Here is a 14,861-nt window from a genome sequence, read left to right on the forward strand (position 1 = left end):
TCAGCGGGCCTGTTTCTTCAGCAGCACAGCCCCGGCCGCCACCAGCACCGGAACCGTGACGGCGAGCGCCAGGAGATCGTTGTGAAGGGTGTCGAACCCCAGGCCCTTGGAGAAGGTGCCCCGCGAGATCGTGACGAAATAGGCAGTAGGATAGAGTCGCCCGACCAGGGCGCCTAAGCCCTGGAGCGATGAAACGGGATCGATCAGCCCGGAATATTGGATGGCCGGGATCAGCGTGATCAGGACCGTGCCGAACAGAGCCGCGATCTGGCTTTTCATGAAGGCCGAGATCACGAGCCCCAGGCCTGTTGTGGCCGTGACGTAGAGCAGGGCGGCGAGCGCATAGGTCGCAAAGCTGCCGGTGAAGGGCACGCCGAAAACGGCGAGCGCAAAGCCGACGAGCAGGAGGAAGTTGCCGAATGCCAGCAGCACGTAAGGCAGCTGCGTGCCGAGCAGGAATTCCAGCCGCGTCACCGGCGTCACATAGAAATTGACGATCGAGCCGAGCTCCTTCTCGCGCACGACCGCGAGCGCCGCCAGCACCGCCGGGATCATGACCAGCAGCAGCGGGATGATCCCGGGTGCCATGGCGACGACGCTTCTGACGTCTGGATTGTAGCGATAGCGCAGCTGGAGCTGGTAGGAGCCGGCGATCGCCGCCTCGCCATAGAGTTCGCGGCCCTTCTGCGCCAGCCAGGTGGCGTGAATCGCTTGGGCGTAGGAGCGCAGCGTCTCGGCGCGGGTCGGGTTGGCGCCGTCGACCCAGGCGCCGATCTCGACACGGTGGCCGCGGCTGACGTCGCGGCCGAAGCCGTGCGGCAATTCGATGGCGAGGCCAATCTCGCCGGCGCGCATGCGGCGGTCGAGGTCGGCATAGTCGCTGATCGGTGGCTTTTCGGTGAAGTAGCGCGATCCCGCGATCTGGAGGCTGTAGTCGCGGCTGATGGCGCTGTCGTCGCGGTCGAGCACGGCGAAGGTCAGGTTTTCGACGTCCAAGCTGATGCCGTAGCCGAGCACGAACAGCAAGAGCACGCTGCCGAGAATCGCGAGCGTGGCGCGGATCGGATCGCGCCGCAGCTCTAGCGCTTCGCGCCGGGAATAGGCGAGCATGCGGGTCGGATTGAATGTCGCACTGCGCTTGCGCGGGAGCGCCGTGGCCGTCGCCGCCGGCACGGGCGATGTGACTGCCGGCTGGCCGGCCGAGTTCCGGGATTCGGCGATCGCTTCCTCCAGACAGGCGATGAAAGCCTGCTCCAGCGTGTCGGTGCCGCGCGCGGCCACGATGGCAGCGGGCGTGTCCGACGTCAGCACCTTGCCTGCATGCATCAGCGAGATTCGATCGCAGCGCTCGGCCTCGTTCATGAAGTGGGTCGAGACGAAAATCGTGACGTTGTCCTCGCGGGAGAGCTCGGCCAGGATCTTCCAGAAGCGGTCGCGGGCAACCGGATCGACGCCAGAGGTCGGCTCGTCGAGGATGAGGATATCGGGCGCATGGATCATGGCGACCGCCAGTGACAGCCGCTGCCGCAAGCCGAGGGGCAGCGCGTCGGGCAGAGTATCGGCGACATCGGCGAGATCGAACCGGATAATCATCTCGTCGATGCGCGCGGCAATAGTGTCCGCCGGCAGCTCGAACAGCCGCGCATGCAGGTCGAGGTTTTGTGTGACCGTCAGCTCCGAATAGAGCGAAAAGCCCTGCGACATGTAGCCGATGCGCCGCCGCACCGACATGTCGCGGGCATCGATCGCCTTGCCGAACAGGCGCGCGTTGCCTTCGCTGACGGGCAAGAGGCCGGTGAGCATCTTCATGGTCGTGGTCTTGCCGCACCCGTTCGAGCCGAGAAAGCCGAAGATCTCGCCCTTCCTGATGCGGAAGCTGACGTCGTCCACGGCGACGAAGTCGTTGAACCGCCGGGTCAGGTGGTTGGCCTCGATCGCGATTTCGTCATGATCGTCGTTGCGTGGAGGGATGACGACACTGGTGTGATGGCCGCGATCTGCCTCCGGCAACAGACGGATGAACGCCTCATCGAGCGTGTCGGCGCCGGTCTGTCCCTTCAGCGCGACCGGGGTTCCCGTCGCCAGCACGCGGCCGGCGTTCATCGCGACCAGGACGTCGAATTGCGCGGCTTCCTCCATATAGGCGGTCGAGACGATCACGCTCATGCCAGGCCGGCTGTCGCGGATCGAGGCGATCAGTTCCCAGAATTGACGTCGAGACAAGGGATCGACGCCCGTGGTCGGCTCGTCCAGGATCAGAAGCTCGGGATCGTGAATCAGAGCGCAGCACAGGCCCACCTTCTGCTTCATACCGCCGGAGAGTTTTGCGGCGGGGCGGTCGGCGAAGGCGGTGAGCCCGGTATCGCGCAGCAGGCCCGCGATCCGTCTGCTTCGTTCCGCCTTGTCGTGTCCGAACAGGCGGCCGAAGAAGTCGATGTTCTCGAACACCGACAGCGTCGGATAAAGATTCTTGCCGAGGCCCTGCGGCATATAAGCGATATCGGGGCAGACCGTGCGGCGATGCCGTGAGCTCGCCATGTCACCGCCGAGCACATGGATGCGTCCTTCCTGGATCGCACGCGCGCCCGCGATCAGGGCGAGCAGGCTCGATTTGCCGACGCCGTCGGGACCGATCAGTCCGACCATGCAGGCGGACGGCAGGTCGAGCGTAATGGCATCGAGCGCCCGGGTCTTGCCGTAGTTCAGGCCCACGCCGTCCAGATGCACCACGCTGCCGACGGCAGCCAATGCATCGGCTGTGGCAGTCGCGCTCATCGGGTCAGCTTGATCTTGAGATTGTCGGGCCATTGCGCGGCTGGATCGAACTGCACATAGGCCATCCCGGGCAGGCCGGTCTTCACATGCTCGATATGCTGGCGCAGCAGCTCGGGCGCGATATGCGCCTTGATCCGGAACATCAGCTTCTGCCGCTCCTCCTCGGTCTCGACCGTCTTGGGCGTGAATTGCGCGACGTCAGCGACGAAGGTGGCTCTTGCCGGGATCACATATTGCGGGATGGCATCGAGCACGAGACGAACGTCGGCGCCGATCGCGACGCGGCCGGCCTGCGCCGTAGGCAGGAAGAACGTCATGTAAACGTCGCCGAGATCGACCATGTTGAGGACGCGGCCGCCGGCCGCGAGCACCTCGCCGGGCTGCGACACGCGATACTGCACGCGGCCGTCGCGCGGTGCCTTCAGCACGCTATCATTGATATCGGCGTTGATGCTCTCGATCGCGGCCTTTGCCGCGTCGACCGCTGCTCCCGCATCGATCACCATGGCGCGGGCGGAGCTGATCGCGGCCTCGGATGCTGCGACCTGGGCCTTCGAAGCGGCAAGCGCCGCCTTCGCCGTGGCGTTGGCAGAGCGGTCGTCGTCCAGCACCTGCTGCGACACTGCACTTGTCCTGATCAGCTGCTCGGAGCGATCGAGCTTGCGGCTCGTGGTGTCGAGCTGCGCGACGCGCTGGTCGACAACGGCCTCCGCAGCCTTGCGTTCAGCCTCGCGCTGGTTGACGAGGCTCTTCGCGGTCTCGACATTGATTGACGCGCGCTGGAGCTGCGCTTCGCCCTGGCGGCGCTGGGCCTGCAATTGCTCGGTGTCCATCCGCGCCAGAACTTGGCCCGCAGTCACGAAGTCGCCTTCGTTGACCAGGATCTCGCGGATTCGTCCCGGCGTCTTGGTGGCGATGTCGATCTCCACCGCCTCGATACGGCCGTCGCCGCGGGCGAAACCCGCGGGAAGTGCATTGGTGTCGCGGTGCTGCCAGTAGAAATAGCCGCCGCCCGCAAGGAGGATGGTGATCGCGGCAATGACGCGGCCGGAAGTGAAGTTCATCAGTCCACCACGCCGCGCAGCGGCGCCCACATGTTGAGACACGAACGCCCCACCGCTGATCACGCAGAAGGGCCGGCTCAACATGCAGCGATTTTTGCATCGCAACTTGATGCAGATCAGACGGCAACGAGGTATGCCTGTCCCTATTTTGGGCAGCTCGTCGCCGCGGCCCGCCCGCCTTGGCTGATCAGGCGGACAGGCAAGCCTAGCTGAACAGATGTCGTCGGCCCACAAGTGAGCCGTGCCGCCTCACTTCACGAGCGGACAGCCACCATCCTTCAACGGCCGGAACGCCTGGTCGGCGGATACCTCGGCGAGCAGCTTGTAGTAGTCCCACGGCCCCTTCGATTCCTCGGGCTTCTTCACCTGGAACAGGTACATGCTGTGCACCATGCGGCCGTCCTCACGCAGCACGCCGTTGTCGGTGAAGGCGTCGCGCACCGGCAGCTCGCGCATCTTGGCCATCACTGTCTTGGTGTCCTTCGTGCCCGCAGCCTGCACGGCCTTGAGGTAATGCAGCGTGGCGCTGTAGGTCGCGGCCTGGTTCATCGTCGGCATGCGCTTGACGCGTTCCAGGAAGCGCTTGCCGAAGCCGCGGGTCTTGTCGTTGAGGTCCCAGTAATAGGCCTCGGTGACGATCAAGCCCTGCGCGAGCTTGAGGCCAAGGCTGTGCACGTCGGAGATGAACATCACGATCGCAGCCAGGTTCTGGCCGCCGGCGACGATGCCGAACTCGCCGGCCTGCTTGATCGCGTTGATGGTGTCGCCGCCGCCATTGGCGAGCCCGATGATCTTGGCCTTGGAGGCCTGGGCCTGGAGCAGGAATGACGAGAAGTCCGCCGTGTTGAGCGGATGCTTGACGCTGCCGAGCACCTTGCCGCCCGCCGACTTCACGACGTCGCCGGTGTCGCGCTCGACCGAATGGCCGAACAGGTAGTCGGCGGTGAGGAAGAACCAGGTATCGCCGCCGTTCTTGACGATGGCGCTGCCGACGGTGTGCGCGTTGGCATAGGTGTCGTAGGTCCAGTGCGCGGTGTAGGGCGAGCAGGATTTTCCGGTGATGTCGGAGCTGGCCGCGTCCGTCACGATCATGATCTTCTCGTACTGCTTCGACAGCTCCATCACCGCGAGCGCGGTGGCCGAGGTCGGCAGGTCGATGATCATGTCGACGCCCTCGGTCTCCCACCATTTGCGGGCGATGGTGGAGGCAACGTCGGGCTTGTTGAGTACGTCGGCCGAGACCATGTCGATCGGCTTGCCGAACATCTGGCCGCCAAAATCCTCGATCGCCATTTTTGTGGCCTCGACATTCCCCATGCCGCCGATGTCGGAATAAACGGAGGAGAAGTCGGAGAGCACGCCGATCTTGAGCGGTGCCTGCTGGGCGGAGGTGGGAGAGATCAGCACAGCCGACAGCAGGCCGGCCGCAGACATGAGGGCTGCGATAGGTCTCATGGATAACGGTTTCCTCTTGTATGGGGAACTATCCTGTCCCTTTGTCCGACAAAGTTAGAGCTGGGTTCCTGCGGAGTCAATTTGCTCCGGATCTGACTTCCGTGACGTAGTTTGACGCACCCTAGGCGAAGCAATATAGTTTGTCGGACAATCGACATTGGAGGCCGTCTTGCCTGTCGCGCCGCTCTTTCGTCCGCTCGATGTCGCGCCGGCCTATCAGAAGGTCGCCGACGCCATCGAACGCGAGATCGTCAATGGCCGCATCAAGCCGGGCGATCCCATCGGCACCGAGCACGATCTCGTCCGCCAGTTTGGCGTCAACCGCTCGACCATTCGCGAGGGCATCCGTGTGCTGGAGGAGGGCGGGCTGATCCGGCGCGACTCCTCGCGCCGCCTGCACGCCTGCCTGCCGCGCTACAGCAAGCTGGCAAGCCGGCTCAGCCGCGCCCTGGTCCTGCATGAGGTCACCTTCCGCGAGCTCTACGAGGCGTCGATGACGCTGGAAGTCGCCAGCATCGAAGGCGCAGTGGAGCGGGCGACGGAAGACAACATCGCCGAGCTCACCGACAATCTCGCGCGCAGCGAGGCCGTGGTCGGTGATCCCGCGATGCTCGCCGAATGCGATGCCGAATTCCACGTGCTGGTTGCCAAGGCCTCGCAGAACCGGGTGCTTCAGCTCGCCCGCGAGCCGGCCGCGCAATTGTTCTATCCGACCACCGAGATGATCGTGACTGGCGTGGCCGAAGGCGGGCCGCGTCTCGTCGCCGCGCATCGCCATCTGATCGACGCGATCCGTCGCCGCGACCGCGAGGCCGGCGTGCTGTGGACGCGCCGGCACTTGCAGGACTGGCGCCGCGGCTTCGAGAAGATCGCTTCGCTCGATCGCTCGGTCGAGCACATGTACATGGAGCACGCGCAGGCGGCCCGGCGCAGGTAGCGCATGATCCGGAAAAGTGTGAAGCGGTCTTCCGAGAAGATCATTCGCAAAATAAAGACAAGCCTCAAGAATTCAAACTGCTTCAATAAACAAAGACGTCACATCGGAGGGACACATGACCGGCGACACCGCAGCCACCATCGCGAAAGCCCGCGAGCATTCCATCGGCGATCTCCTGCGCCGCGCAGGCGGCCGCGCACCGAATAAGCTCGCGGTGAGCTGCGGCGATGTGAGCTGGACATTCGCGGAGATGGACGCGATCTGCAACCGGCTCGGCCGCGGCCTGCTCGGCCTCGGCATCAAGAAAGGCGACCGTCTTGCGGTGCTCTCGCGCAATTCACACGCCTTCGCGGCGCTGCGCTTTGCCGTGGCACGGATCGGCGCCGTGCTGGTGCCGATCAACTTCATGCTCAATCCGGACGAGATCAATTTCATCCTGAAGAGCTCTGGCGCAAAGCTGCTCGCGACCGGCCCTGATTTCGTCGAGCCGGCGCGCGCGGCCAGCGCCAAGGATTGCGCGATCGAGAAGATGATCTGGTTGCCGGGAGAGGATCCCGCCACGGCACCTTCGGGCCTCACCACCTTCGATGATCTCTTGCATGCCGACGGCTCGTTCCTGGGCGCGTCCGTCGACAGCCGTGATCTCGCACAGATCGTCTACACCAGCGGCACGGAGTCGCTGCCCAAGGGCGCGATGCTGACCCATGAAGCCGTGATGTGGCAGTATGTCAGCTGCATCATCGACGGCGGCATGAGCGTGGACGACAGGTTCCTGCACGCATTGCCGCTGTATCACTGCGCCCAGCTCGACGTCTTTCTGGGGCCGCAAATCTATCTCGGCGCTTCCGGCGTGATCACGGGCAAGCCGACCGCCGACAACATCCTGGCGCTGATCCAGGCGCACAGGATCACCTCGTTCTTCGCGCCGCCGACGATCTGGATCGCGATGCTGCGCTCGCCGAACTTTGACAAGACCGATCTGTCGACCTTGCAGAAAGGCTATTATGGCGCTTCGATCATGCCTGTGGAGGTGCTGCTCGAGCTGCAACGCCGTCTGCCCAACGTGAAATTCTGGAATTTCTACGGCCAGACCGAGATCGCTCCGCTCGCGACCGTGCTGCGCCCCGAGGACCAGCTGCGCAAGGCCGGCTCGGCCGGCAAGCCGGTGCTCAACGTCGAGACGCGCGTGGTCAACACCGCGATGGAGGACGTCAAGGTTGGTGAGGTCGGCGAGATCGTGCACCGCTCGCCGCATCTGTTGTCCGGCTATTACAACGATCCCGTGAAGACCGCGGCGGCGTTTTCGGGCGGCTGGTTTCACTCGGGCGACCTCGCCACCGTCGACGACGAGGGCCACATCACCGTGGTCGATCGCGTCAAGGACATGATCAAGACCGGCGGCGAGAACGTCGCAAGCCGCGAGGTCGAGGAGATGGTCTACCGCATCCCCGCTGTCTCCGAAGTCGCCGTCGTCGGCCTGCCTGATCCGCGCTGGATCGAGGCGGTGACCGCGATCGTCGTGGTCAAGAGCGGCGAGACGCTGGACGAAGAGTCCGTCATCAAGCATTGCGCCGGCCAGATGGCGCATTTCAAGGTGCCCAAGCGCGTCATCTTTGTTGATAGCCTGCCGAAGAATCCGAGCGGCAAGCTGCTCAAGCGCGAATTGCGTCAGCGCTTCGTCGGCGGCGAGACGCTCGACAAGGCGATTCAGAAGAATTTTGGAACGTGAACGCGCTTTTCGCCTCTCCCGCGCCTGTCCCGCCGAAGCTTTAGCGAAGGCGGATGCGGGCGAGGTCTCCGCGAGTCCCTCCCGTAGGTTTGAAATAAGTCGGCATCCACATCGTCATTGCGAGCGCAGCGAAGCAATCCAGAGTCTTCCCGCGGTGGCAGTCTGGATTGCTTCGCTGCGCTCGCAATGACAGGAGGAGGAAACTGCGCGAGTTCCCTCTAGCATCATTTCCACGGACGCGGCCCGTCACCCCGGCCCTCTCCCCGTGCAGGGCAAGGAGAGGGGGAAGAACTCAATATTTCTTCACTGCCGCCCCGAAGGCCAGCCACAGCGCCATCGAGACCAGCCCGAAACCGCCGAGCAGCAGGAAGGTCGGACCGTAGCCGACCCATTGCGCGATCCAGCCGCCGAGCGCCGGACTGAGGCTCGCGCCGACGCCCTGCACCGTGATCACGGCGCCCTGGCCGAGATTGATGCGGCCGGTGCCGTTGAGCGAGCGCGCGACCATGCCGGGGACGGCAACCGTCTGGAGCCCGGTGCCGATGCCGTCGAGCACCTGCATCGGTACGACGCCCCACCATCCCGTGACGAAGAAGGCAAGCACGCCGCGGATGGGCAGGAACATGAAGGAGATCAGGATCACTGGCCAGTAATTGCGCTTGCTCGCGACCTTCATCGCGATCAGCGAGGTCACGATCATCACGCCCTGCGCGATCACGATAGTGGTCGCGACGAAGCTCGGGCCATTGGCCTGGGCGTCGGCCACCGCTGCAAGTCCATAGAGCGGCACGATCGCGGCATTGCCGAGATGGAAAAGGGCGAGCGCGAGTGCCAGCACGAGCAGCGGCTTGTGCTTGAGCAACATCGTCATCGCATCCGGCGGAGCTTTCGAGTCATCCTCCTTGCTGCCGCGCGAGGCGCGATCGTCGATCGCCTTGGCGGGGATCATCAGCACGCAGGCGATCGCGATGGCGCCGAACACGGCCGCCAGCACGAAAACGGCAAAATAGCCAAACCTGTAGCCAAGATAGCCCGACAGCGCGGCACCGACCATGTTGCCGGCGTGATTGTACGCCTGGTTGCGACCATTGAGTGCGTTGAAGCCCTTCTGCTTGGCGATGCCGAGCGTGATGCCGGTCACCGCCGGCACGATCGCGGCACTCGCCAGCGATTGCGCGATCTGGGAAAAGGTGACGGCCCAGAAGTTTTGCGAGATCAGGATGATTGCGGACGCCAGCACCACGCAGATGCCGGGAATGACGACCCACATGCGCTTGTTGCGACTGGAATCGATGAAGCCGCCGATCGGCGTCGTGACCAGCATGCCCGCGACATTGCCGACCGTCATCGCGGTGCCGATCAATCCGCTCGCCCAGCCGCGCTCCTGCAGGAAGACGCCGACGAACGGCCCGATGCCCGACTGCATGTCGGCCATGAAGAAGTTGAGCGCGAACAGGGGCCAGATACGAGGTGAAGGGCGCGATGTCATCGAGACGCTGAACGCAATGCTGCCGATCGACTGAGATCTCGCATGAGGCGGAGACTGCGGGCCCATAGGTGCCCGGGCGGACCAGAACCTAACCTGCGCTCATCGCGTTGGTTCCGATCGTCCTTGTGATCGCAGGGCCCGCGACGTCATGTCATACTTGCGACAGTCTCAATCAGGATCATGGCCATGCCACTCTGGACCTGCGAAACCTGCGGCGCGCAATTTCCGGACAGCGGACATCCGCCCGCATCCTGTCCCATCTGCGAGGACGAACGGCAGTATGTGGGTTGGAAAGGGCAGATTTTCCTGACGCGCGAGACGCTGGCAGAGCGCCACCGTGTCGTCTGGCGGGACGATCTCGGCCTGACCGGCCTCTCGCTCGAGCCGGACTTCGCCATCGGCCAGCGCGCGCTGCTGGTGCCGCTCAGCGACGGCTGCCTGATGTGGGACTGCGTACCGCTGGCAACGCCGGAGGCGATTGCGCATGTGCGTTCGCTCGGCGGACTGAAGGCGATCGCAATCTCGCATCCGCATTATTATGGTGCGCTTGCCGACTGGAGCGAGGCGTTCGGCGGCGTGCCGGTCTATCTGCACGCTGATGACCGCCAATGGGTGACGCGGCCACATGCATCGATCGTGCACTGGGCTGGCGATCACCATCGCATTTCCGACGACGTGATGTTGCTGCGCACTGGCGGTCATTTCGCCGGCGCCACCGTGCTGCACTGGCGGCACGGTGCGGACGGCAGGGGCGCGCTGCTCACCGGCGATATCGCGCAGGTGACGATGGATCGCCGCTTCGTCAGCTTCATGTATTCCTACCCCAACTACATGCCGCTCAACGCCGCCGCGGTGCGGCGGATCGCGGCGGCGGTGGAGCCGCTCGCTTTCGATCGCATCTATGGTGCCTGGTGGGACCGCAACATCGCCGCAGGTGCCAAGGCCGCGTTTGAGGCGTCGGTCGCGCGTTATCTGGCGGCCATCGCCTGACCACATGCCGGTTCGGGAGCGCTTGCTACGCCCGAATAACTGTACTATAAGTACATTATTGAGCGCGGATTTCGGCATGATCGATGCATCGCCAAACGCCGCGCGACTTGCAGTGCGTGAGCGGGAGTTGGGTCCATGACGGCGCAACGCGACTACGAGATATTCGAGGCCGGCGACGTCACGCTCCAGTCCGGCACCGTCTTTCCCGCGCTGAAGCTCGCCTACAAGACCTATGGAACGCTGAGCCCGGCCAGGGACAACGTCATCCTCTATCCGACCTCGTTCAGCGCGCAGCACGTCGACACCGAATGGCTGATCGGGCCCGACGGCGTGCTCGATCCCACACGCTACTTCATCATCATCCCGAACCTGTTCGGCAACGGCCTGTCGTCATCGCCGTCGAATACGGCCGTGCCGTTCCCGAAGGTGACCTATCACGACGCGATCGCGGTCCAGCACCGGCTGCTCACCGAACGTTTCGGCATCTCGACGCTCGCGCTGGTCTATGGCTGGTCGATGGGCGGCATGCAGGCCTATCATTGGGCGGCGCTGCATCCTGATATGGTCGAGCGCGCAGCGATCGTCTGCGGCAGCGCGCGCTGCGCGCCTTACAATCATGTCTTTCTCGAAAGCGTGAAGGCCGCGCTGACCGCCGATCCCGCCTTCCGCGACGGCCGCTTCGTCGAGAAGCCAATCGCCGGCTACCGCGCGATGGGACGCGTCTATGCCGGCTGGGCGATGTCGCATGGCTTCTATCGCGACGAGATTTGGCGCGAAGCCGGTTCCACCTCGCTGGAGGATTATCTCGTCCGTGGTTGGGATGCGACCTTTGCGCGGCGCGATGCCAATGATCTCCTGGCGCAGATCGAGATCTGGCAGAGTGGTGACGTCAGCCGCTGCGCCGCATTCGGTGGCGATTTCGACCGCGCGCTCGCCGCGATCAAGGCCCACATGCTGCTGATGCCGGGCGCGACCGATCGCTATTTCGACGTCCGCGACAACGAAGACGAGCTCGGCCGGTTGACCAGCGCAAAATCCGCGGTGTTGCATCCGATCCCGTCGCAGCACGGCCATCGTGCCGGCAACCCCGTGAACAATCCGCGTGATCAGGCTTTCATCAAGGCCGAGATCGCAGCGCTCCTCATCAGATAGGCAGGCATCCGGTCATGACTGACACAACCGTTTCAGAGCCCGGCCATCGCCTGAAACCGCTGACACCGGCGATGCTGCGCCAATTGTCGGTCCGCTCCGACCTCAGGGGCGCGGCGCAGAGCCTCGGCCATTACGGCGCAGTCGCACTGGTGGGTACGCTGATCTGGATGGTCGCCTCGCGCCATGGCGTGCTCTGGGCGCTGCCGTTGATGGCGGTGCAGGGCTATCTCGTGGCGTTCTTGTTCATGGCGGTGCACGAGACCGCGCACAAGACCGCGTTCAAAAGCCGCGGCCTCAATCTCACTGTGGGCTATCTCTCGGCCTTCATCATCGGATTGCCTTACGAATATTACTGCCTGTTTCACTGGGATCATCATCGCTACACCCAGGATCCGGACAAGGATCCTGAGCTGATCGTTGGCGTGAAGGCGACCTCCGACACCCAGCTCGCGATCGCCTATAGCGGTCTGCTCCAGGTCGCCGGGCGTCTGCGGCTGATGCTCGGCCACGCCGTCAGCGGCAAGGTCGTCGTGCCCTGGATCCCCGAGAGCAAGCGCGCCATCATCGTGACCGAGGCGCGCGCCTATGTCGCGCTCTATGCGCTGTTGCTTGCACTGTCGCTGTGGCTCTCCTCGGCGCTGCTGCTCTGGGTATGGATCGTCCCGCTTGCGATCGGGCAGTTCTTCCTGCGGCCCTATCTCTACGCCGAGCATACCGGCTGCGACCGCACCCGCAGCGCCTTCCAGAATACCCGCACGACCTATACGGGCGCGATCGTCAAATGGTTCGCGTGGAACATGCCCTATCATGTCGAGCATCACGCCTATCCGTCAATCCCCTTTCATGCGCTGCCGCAGCTGAACGAGCTCGTCGATGGCGAGATCGTCCATTGCGGCCGCGGCTACATCAGAACGACGCGCGAGACCTGGGCCTGGTTTCGCCGGCAGCGGCAGAGTGGCTAGCTCAACGCAAAGCTCCGGTCGCGGTGCGACCGGAGCTTTGTCGTGAAGGCGCGATATCAGTAGATCCCGTAGGCGCAGACATTCACGACGCGGACGCGCAGGCCGTGGCGGGTCTGGACGAGGCGCTCCTGGTAGCAGTTGCTGACGCCGGTGTTGACATAGACGCCGCCGAAGCCCCAACCCGGGCCCCAGCCATGACCCCAGTGGTGATGATGGAAGCCGCCGGCCGAGGCGGCGGTGGGGGCGAGCGCGGCAACGCCGAGCGAGCCGGCAGCGATCAGACCAAGTGCAAGCTTACGAAACATCTTCATTCTCCATGTGGCGCAGGGTCATTGTTGTGTCCCTGCATCTCGGTCGGACCGAGACGCGAATGCGTTCACCGCGATGGCTGAGAATTGTGTTTCAGGATTGTTTCGTGGGCCGCGGCAAAATGTGCCGCCGTCAGGCTTTCCGCGCCACGCGATAGCGCGCGGCCATCGCCTGCGTCAGCTCGATCATCTTGTCGCGGAGATCGGCGGGCTCCAGCACTTCGGCCTCGGGGCCCAGCCGCAACAGTTCGGCCGCGGCATGCCATGACGTCTTGCCGACCGGGACCCTGGCGATGCGCCAGCCATCTGCGTCGACGGTCTCCTCAAGCTGCGTGCGTGCCTTGACGTAAGGCTGGCTCAACGCGTCGAGCAGCTTGACGCCGAACGGCGACAGCCGGACGACCGCGACATTGGGATGCATCTCGGCCTCGAGACGAAGTGTCGCGGCCTGCCAGTAAGCCGCGAGATCGAAATCGGCGGGACGATCGAAGCGATCGTCGAGCGCCGTGCAGTCGAGCACCCGCGCGACGCGATAGGTTCGCACGTTGCCGTCGACTTGCCCTGCGAGATACCAGCTGCCGCCCTTCAGCACGAGGCCGAGCGGGGCGACGCGGCGCTGTTTCTCTGCGCGCCAGCTCTGGTATCGGATCTTGATCAGCGTTCCGCGCAACGCCGCGCCGGCGATGGTGCGCAGATGCTTTGGGTCCTCGGCCTCGCCGAACCAGCCCGGCGCATCCAGGTGAAAACGTTCCTGCATCCGCCCGGCGTCCTCGCGCAGATTCGCAGGCAGCGCGGCCATCAGCTTGTTCTGCGCGGCGATCATCGCAGCGTCCAGCCCGAGCGCCGCGGCCGGGCCCGGCAAACCCGCCAGGAACAGCGCGCCTGCCTCGCTCTGCGACAGCCCGTTCAGCCGTACACGATAGCCATCGAGCAGGCGATAGCCGCCCTCGGCGCCGCGGTCGGCATAGACAGGTACGCCGGAGGCGGCGAGCGCATCGATGTCGCGATAGATCGTGCGCACCGAGAGCTCGCAGGCTGCGGCGAGCTCGGGCGCGGTGACCTGCCCTCTGGCCTGGAGGGTGGTGAGGATCGACAGCATTCGGCTCGCGCGCATGATCCCTTAAACCATACCTGACACAGGATGTCAGGTATGGTCCGCTACAGATGCCATCGCCAAATGGGCAGATGGGAGACCCGCCATGACCGATCCGAACCGCATCACGCTGTATTATTCGCCGCAGAGCCGCGCCACCGGCACGCGGGTGCTGCTGGAGGAGTTGGGCGCGCCCTACGATCTCCATGTCCTCAACATGAAGGCCGGCGAGCAGCGCAAGCCCGCTTATCTCGCCATCAACCCGCTCGGCAAGGTGCCGGCGGTCCGCCACGGCGAGGCGCTGGTGACCGAGCAGGTCGCGATCACCATCTATCTCGCCGACCTGTTTCCGCAGGCGGGGCTGACGCCCGCGCTGAACGATTCCTTGCGCGGTCCTTATCTGCGCTGGATCGCCTATCATGGTGCCTCGTTCGAGCCGGCCATGATCGACAAGTTCATGCAGCGCGAGCCGGCGCCGATCACGCAATCGCCCTATGCCGATTATGACACCATGCTGGGCGCGCTCGAGGCGCAGCTGTCGAGGGGGCCGTATCTGCTCGGCGAGCGTATGACGGCGGCGGATGTGTTGTGGGGCGTCGCGTTCAGCTGGACCATGATGTTCGGCATCGTGCCGAAGAGGGACGTTTTCGTCCGCTATGCCGAGCGCATCACCTCACGGCCTGCGTACCAGCGCATCACGGCGGCCGACGCCGAGATGGCGGCGCAGCATGCCAAGGCTGCTGGGGGGTAGGCAGCGCGCCTCAATCTCCGCTGTCGTCCCGGGCAAGCGTAAGCGCAGACCCGGGACCCATAACCACAGGATTTGGTGTGGCGAAGACTCGGAGTTATCAGCTTGCCATCGTTACCACTCCCTGTGGTTATGGGTCCCGAATCTGCGCGCGCTTGA

Annotated in this window: 12 protein-coding genes; 6 read left to right on the top strand and 6 right to left on the bottom strand. The window is 64.4% G+C overall.

Going from position 1 to position 14,861, the window contains the following annotated elements:
• From rbbA to ACSKB8_RS13110, 3 genes are all read right to left on the bottom strand, one after another.
• Positions 1 to 2,775 carry a ribosome-associated ATPase/putative transporter RbbA gene (gene rbbA, locus ACSKB8_RS13100; RefSeq protein WP_438104518.1) on the bottom strand — a complete coding sequence of 925 codons (2,775 nt, stop codon included), beginning with the start codon at positions 2,773 to 2,775 and terminating at the stop codon, positions 1 to 3.
• Positions 2,772 to 3,839 (bottom strand): HlyD family secretion protein, encoded by a 1,068-nt coding sequence (locus ACSKB8_RS13105; protein ID WP_438104520.1) that lies wholly within the window; start codon positions 3,837 to 3,839, stop codon positions 2,772 to 2,774. The genes rbbA and ACSKB8_RS13105 overlap by 4 nt, the downstream gene beginning before the upstream one ends.
• Before the next feature lie 249 nt (positions 3,840 to 4,088).
• Positions 4,089 to 5,294: an ABC transporter substrate-binding protein gene (locus ACSKB8_RS13110; RefSeq protein WP_438104521.1), complete on the bottom strand. Its 1,206-nt coding sequence runs from the start codon at positions 5,292 to 5,294 to the stop codon at positions 4,089 to 4,091.
• A gap of 169 nt (positions 5,295 to 5,463) precedes the next feature.
• On the opposite strand from ACSKB8_RS13110, the gene ACSKB8_RS13115 reads away from it, so the two are divergent.
• On the top strand, positions 5,464 to 6,231 hold the full coding sequence (locus tag ACSKB8_RS13115) for a FadR/GntR family transcriptional regulator (RefSeq protein WP_438104523.1): 768 nt from the start codon (positions 5,464 to 5,466) through the stop codon (positions 6,229 to 6,231).
• A 115-nt stretch (positions 6,232 to 6,346) separates the two neighbouring features.
• Entirely contained in the window at positions 6,347 to 7,960 is a 1,614-nt protein-coding gene (locus tag ACSKB8_RS13120; protein WP_438104524.1) for an acyl-CoA synthetase, read from the top strand.
• Between the two features lie 292 nt (positions 7,961 to 8,252).
• Here ACSKB8_RS13120 and ACSKB8_RS13125 read toward each other — a convergent pair whose 3' ends face one another.
• On the bottom strand, positions 8,253 to 9,449 hold the full coding sequence (locus tag ACSKB8_RS13125; protein WP_438104526.1) for an MFS transporter: 1,197 nt from the start codon (positions 9,447 to 9,449) through the stop codon (positions 8,253 to 8,255).
• Between the two features lie 186 nt (positions 9,450 to 9,635).
• Between ACSKB8_RS13125 and ACSKB8_RS13130 the strand changes: the two genes are divergently transcribed.
• From ACSKB8_RS13130 to ACSKB8_RS13140, 3 genes are all read left to right on the top strand, one after another.
• On the top strand, positions 9,636 to 10,439 hold the full coding sequence (locus tag ACSKB8_RS13130; RefSeq protein WP_438104528.1) for an MBL fold metallo-hydrolase: 804 nt from the start codon (positions 9,636 to 9,638) through the stop codon (positions 10,437 to 10,439).
• 135 nt (positions 10,440 to 10,574) lie between these two features.
• Positions 10,575 to 11,591: an alpha/beta fold hydrolase gene (locus tag ACSKB8_RS13135; protein WP_438104529.1), complete on the top strand. Its 1,017-nt coding sequence runs from the start codon at positions 10,575 to 10,577 to the stop codon at positions 11,589 to 11,591.
• 14 nt (positions 11,592 to 11,605) lie between these two features.
• Positions 11,606 to 12,553, top strand: a complete 948-nt coding sequence (locus ACSKB8_RS13140; protein ID WP_438104531.1) for a fatty acid desaturase — start codon at positions 11,606 to 11,608, stop codon at positions 12,551 to 12,553.
• A 56-nt stretch (positions 12,554 to 12,609) separates the two neighbouring features.
• On the opposite strand, the gene ACSKB8_RS13145 is transcribed toward ACSKB8_RS13140, so the two are convergent.
• Both ACSKB8_RS13145 and ACSKB8_RS13150 read right to left on the bottom strand, forming a co-directional pair.
• Complete coding sequence (locus ACSKB8_RS13145) at positions 12,610 to 12,858, bottom strand: hypothetical protein (RefSeq protein ID WP_128936708.1); 249 nt, start codon at positions 12,856 to 12,858, stop codon at positions 12,610 to 12,612.
• A 136-nt stretch (positions 12,859 to 12,994) separates the two neighbouring features.
• On the bottom strand, positions 12,995 to 13,975 hold the full coding sequence (locus tag ACSKB8_RS13150; RefSeq protein ID WP_438104533.1) for a helix-turn-helix transcriptional regulator: 981 nt from the start codon (positions 13,973 to 13,975) through the stop codon (positions 12,995 to 12,997).
• An 85-nt stretch (positions 13,976 to 14,060) separates the two neighbouring features.
• Between ACSKB8_RS13150 and ACSKB8_RS13155 the strand changes: the two genes are divergently transcribed.
• The gene (locus ACSKB8_RS13155) at positions 14,061 to 14,705 is read left to right on the top strand and encodes a glutathione S-transferase family protein (RefSeq protein WP_438104534.1); all 645 of its coding nucleotides are present in this window, start codon (positions 14,061 to 14,063) and stop codon (positions 14,703 to 14,705) included.
• The last annotated feature ends 156 nt before the right edge of the window (positions 14,706 to 14,861 follow it).

The organism is Bradyrhizobium sp. BR 1432, from assembly GCF_051547705.1.
Classification (GTDB): domain Bacteria; phylum Pseudomonadota; class Alphaproteobacteria; order Rhizobiales; family Xanthobacteraceae; genus Bradyrhizobium; species Bradyrhizobium zhanjiangense.

Coding starts and splice junctions, on each gene's coding strand:
- rbbA (WP_438104518.1), bottom strand. CDS start 2,775: ATGAGCGCGACTGCCACAGCCGATGCATTGGCTGCCGTCGGCAGCGTG.
- ACSKB8_RS13105 (WP_438104520.1), bottom strand. CDS start 3,839: ATGAACTTCACTTCCGGCCGCGTCATTGCCGCGATCACCATCCTCCTT.
- ACSKB8_RS13110 (WP_438104521.1), bottom strand. CDS start 5,294: ATGAGACCTATCGCAGCCCTCATGTCTGCGGCCGGCCTGCTGTCGGCT.
- ACSKB8_RS13120 (WP_438104524.1), top strand. CDS start 6,347: ATGACCGGCGACACCGCAGCCACCATCGCGAAAGCCCGCGAGCATTCC.
- ACSKB8_RS13125 (WP_438104526.1), bottom strand. CDS start 9,449: ATGACATCGCGCCCTTCACCTCGTATCTGGCCCCTGTTCGCGCTCAAC.
- ACSKB8_RS13130 (WP_438104528.1), top strand. CDS start 9,636: ATGCCACTCTGGACCTGCGAAACCTGCGGCGCGCAATTTCCGGACAGC.
- ACSKB8_RS13135 (WP_438104529.1), top strand. CDS start 10,575: ATGACGGCGCAACGCGACTACGAGATATTCGAGGCCGGCGACGTCACG.
- ACSKB8_RS13140 (WP_438104531.1), top strand. CDS start 11,606: ATGACTGACACAACCGTTTCAGAGCCCGGCCATCGCCTGAAACCGCTG.
- ACSKB8_RS13145 (WP_128936708.1), bottom strand. CDS start 12,858: ATGTTTCGTAAGCTTGCACTTGGTCTGATCGCTGCCGGCTCGCTCGGC.
- ACSKB8_RS13150 (WP_438104533.1), bottom strand. CDS start 13,975: ATGCGCGCGAGCCGAATGCTGTCGATCCTCACCACCCTCCAGGCCAGA.
- ACSKB8_RS13155 (WP_438104534.1), top strand. CDS start 14,061: ATGACCGATCCGAACCGCATCACGCTGTATTATTCGCCGCAGAGCCGC.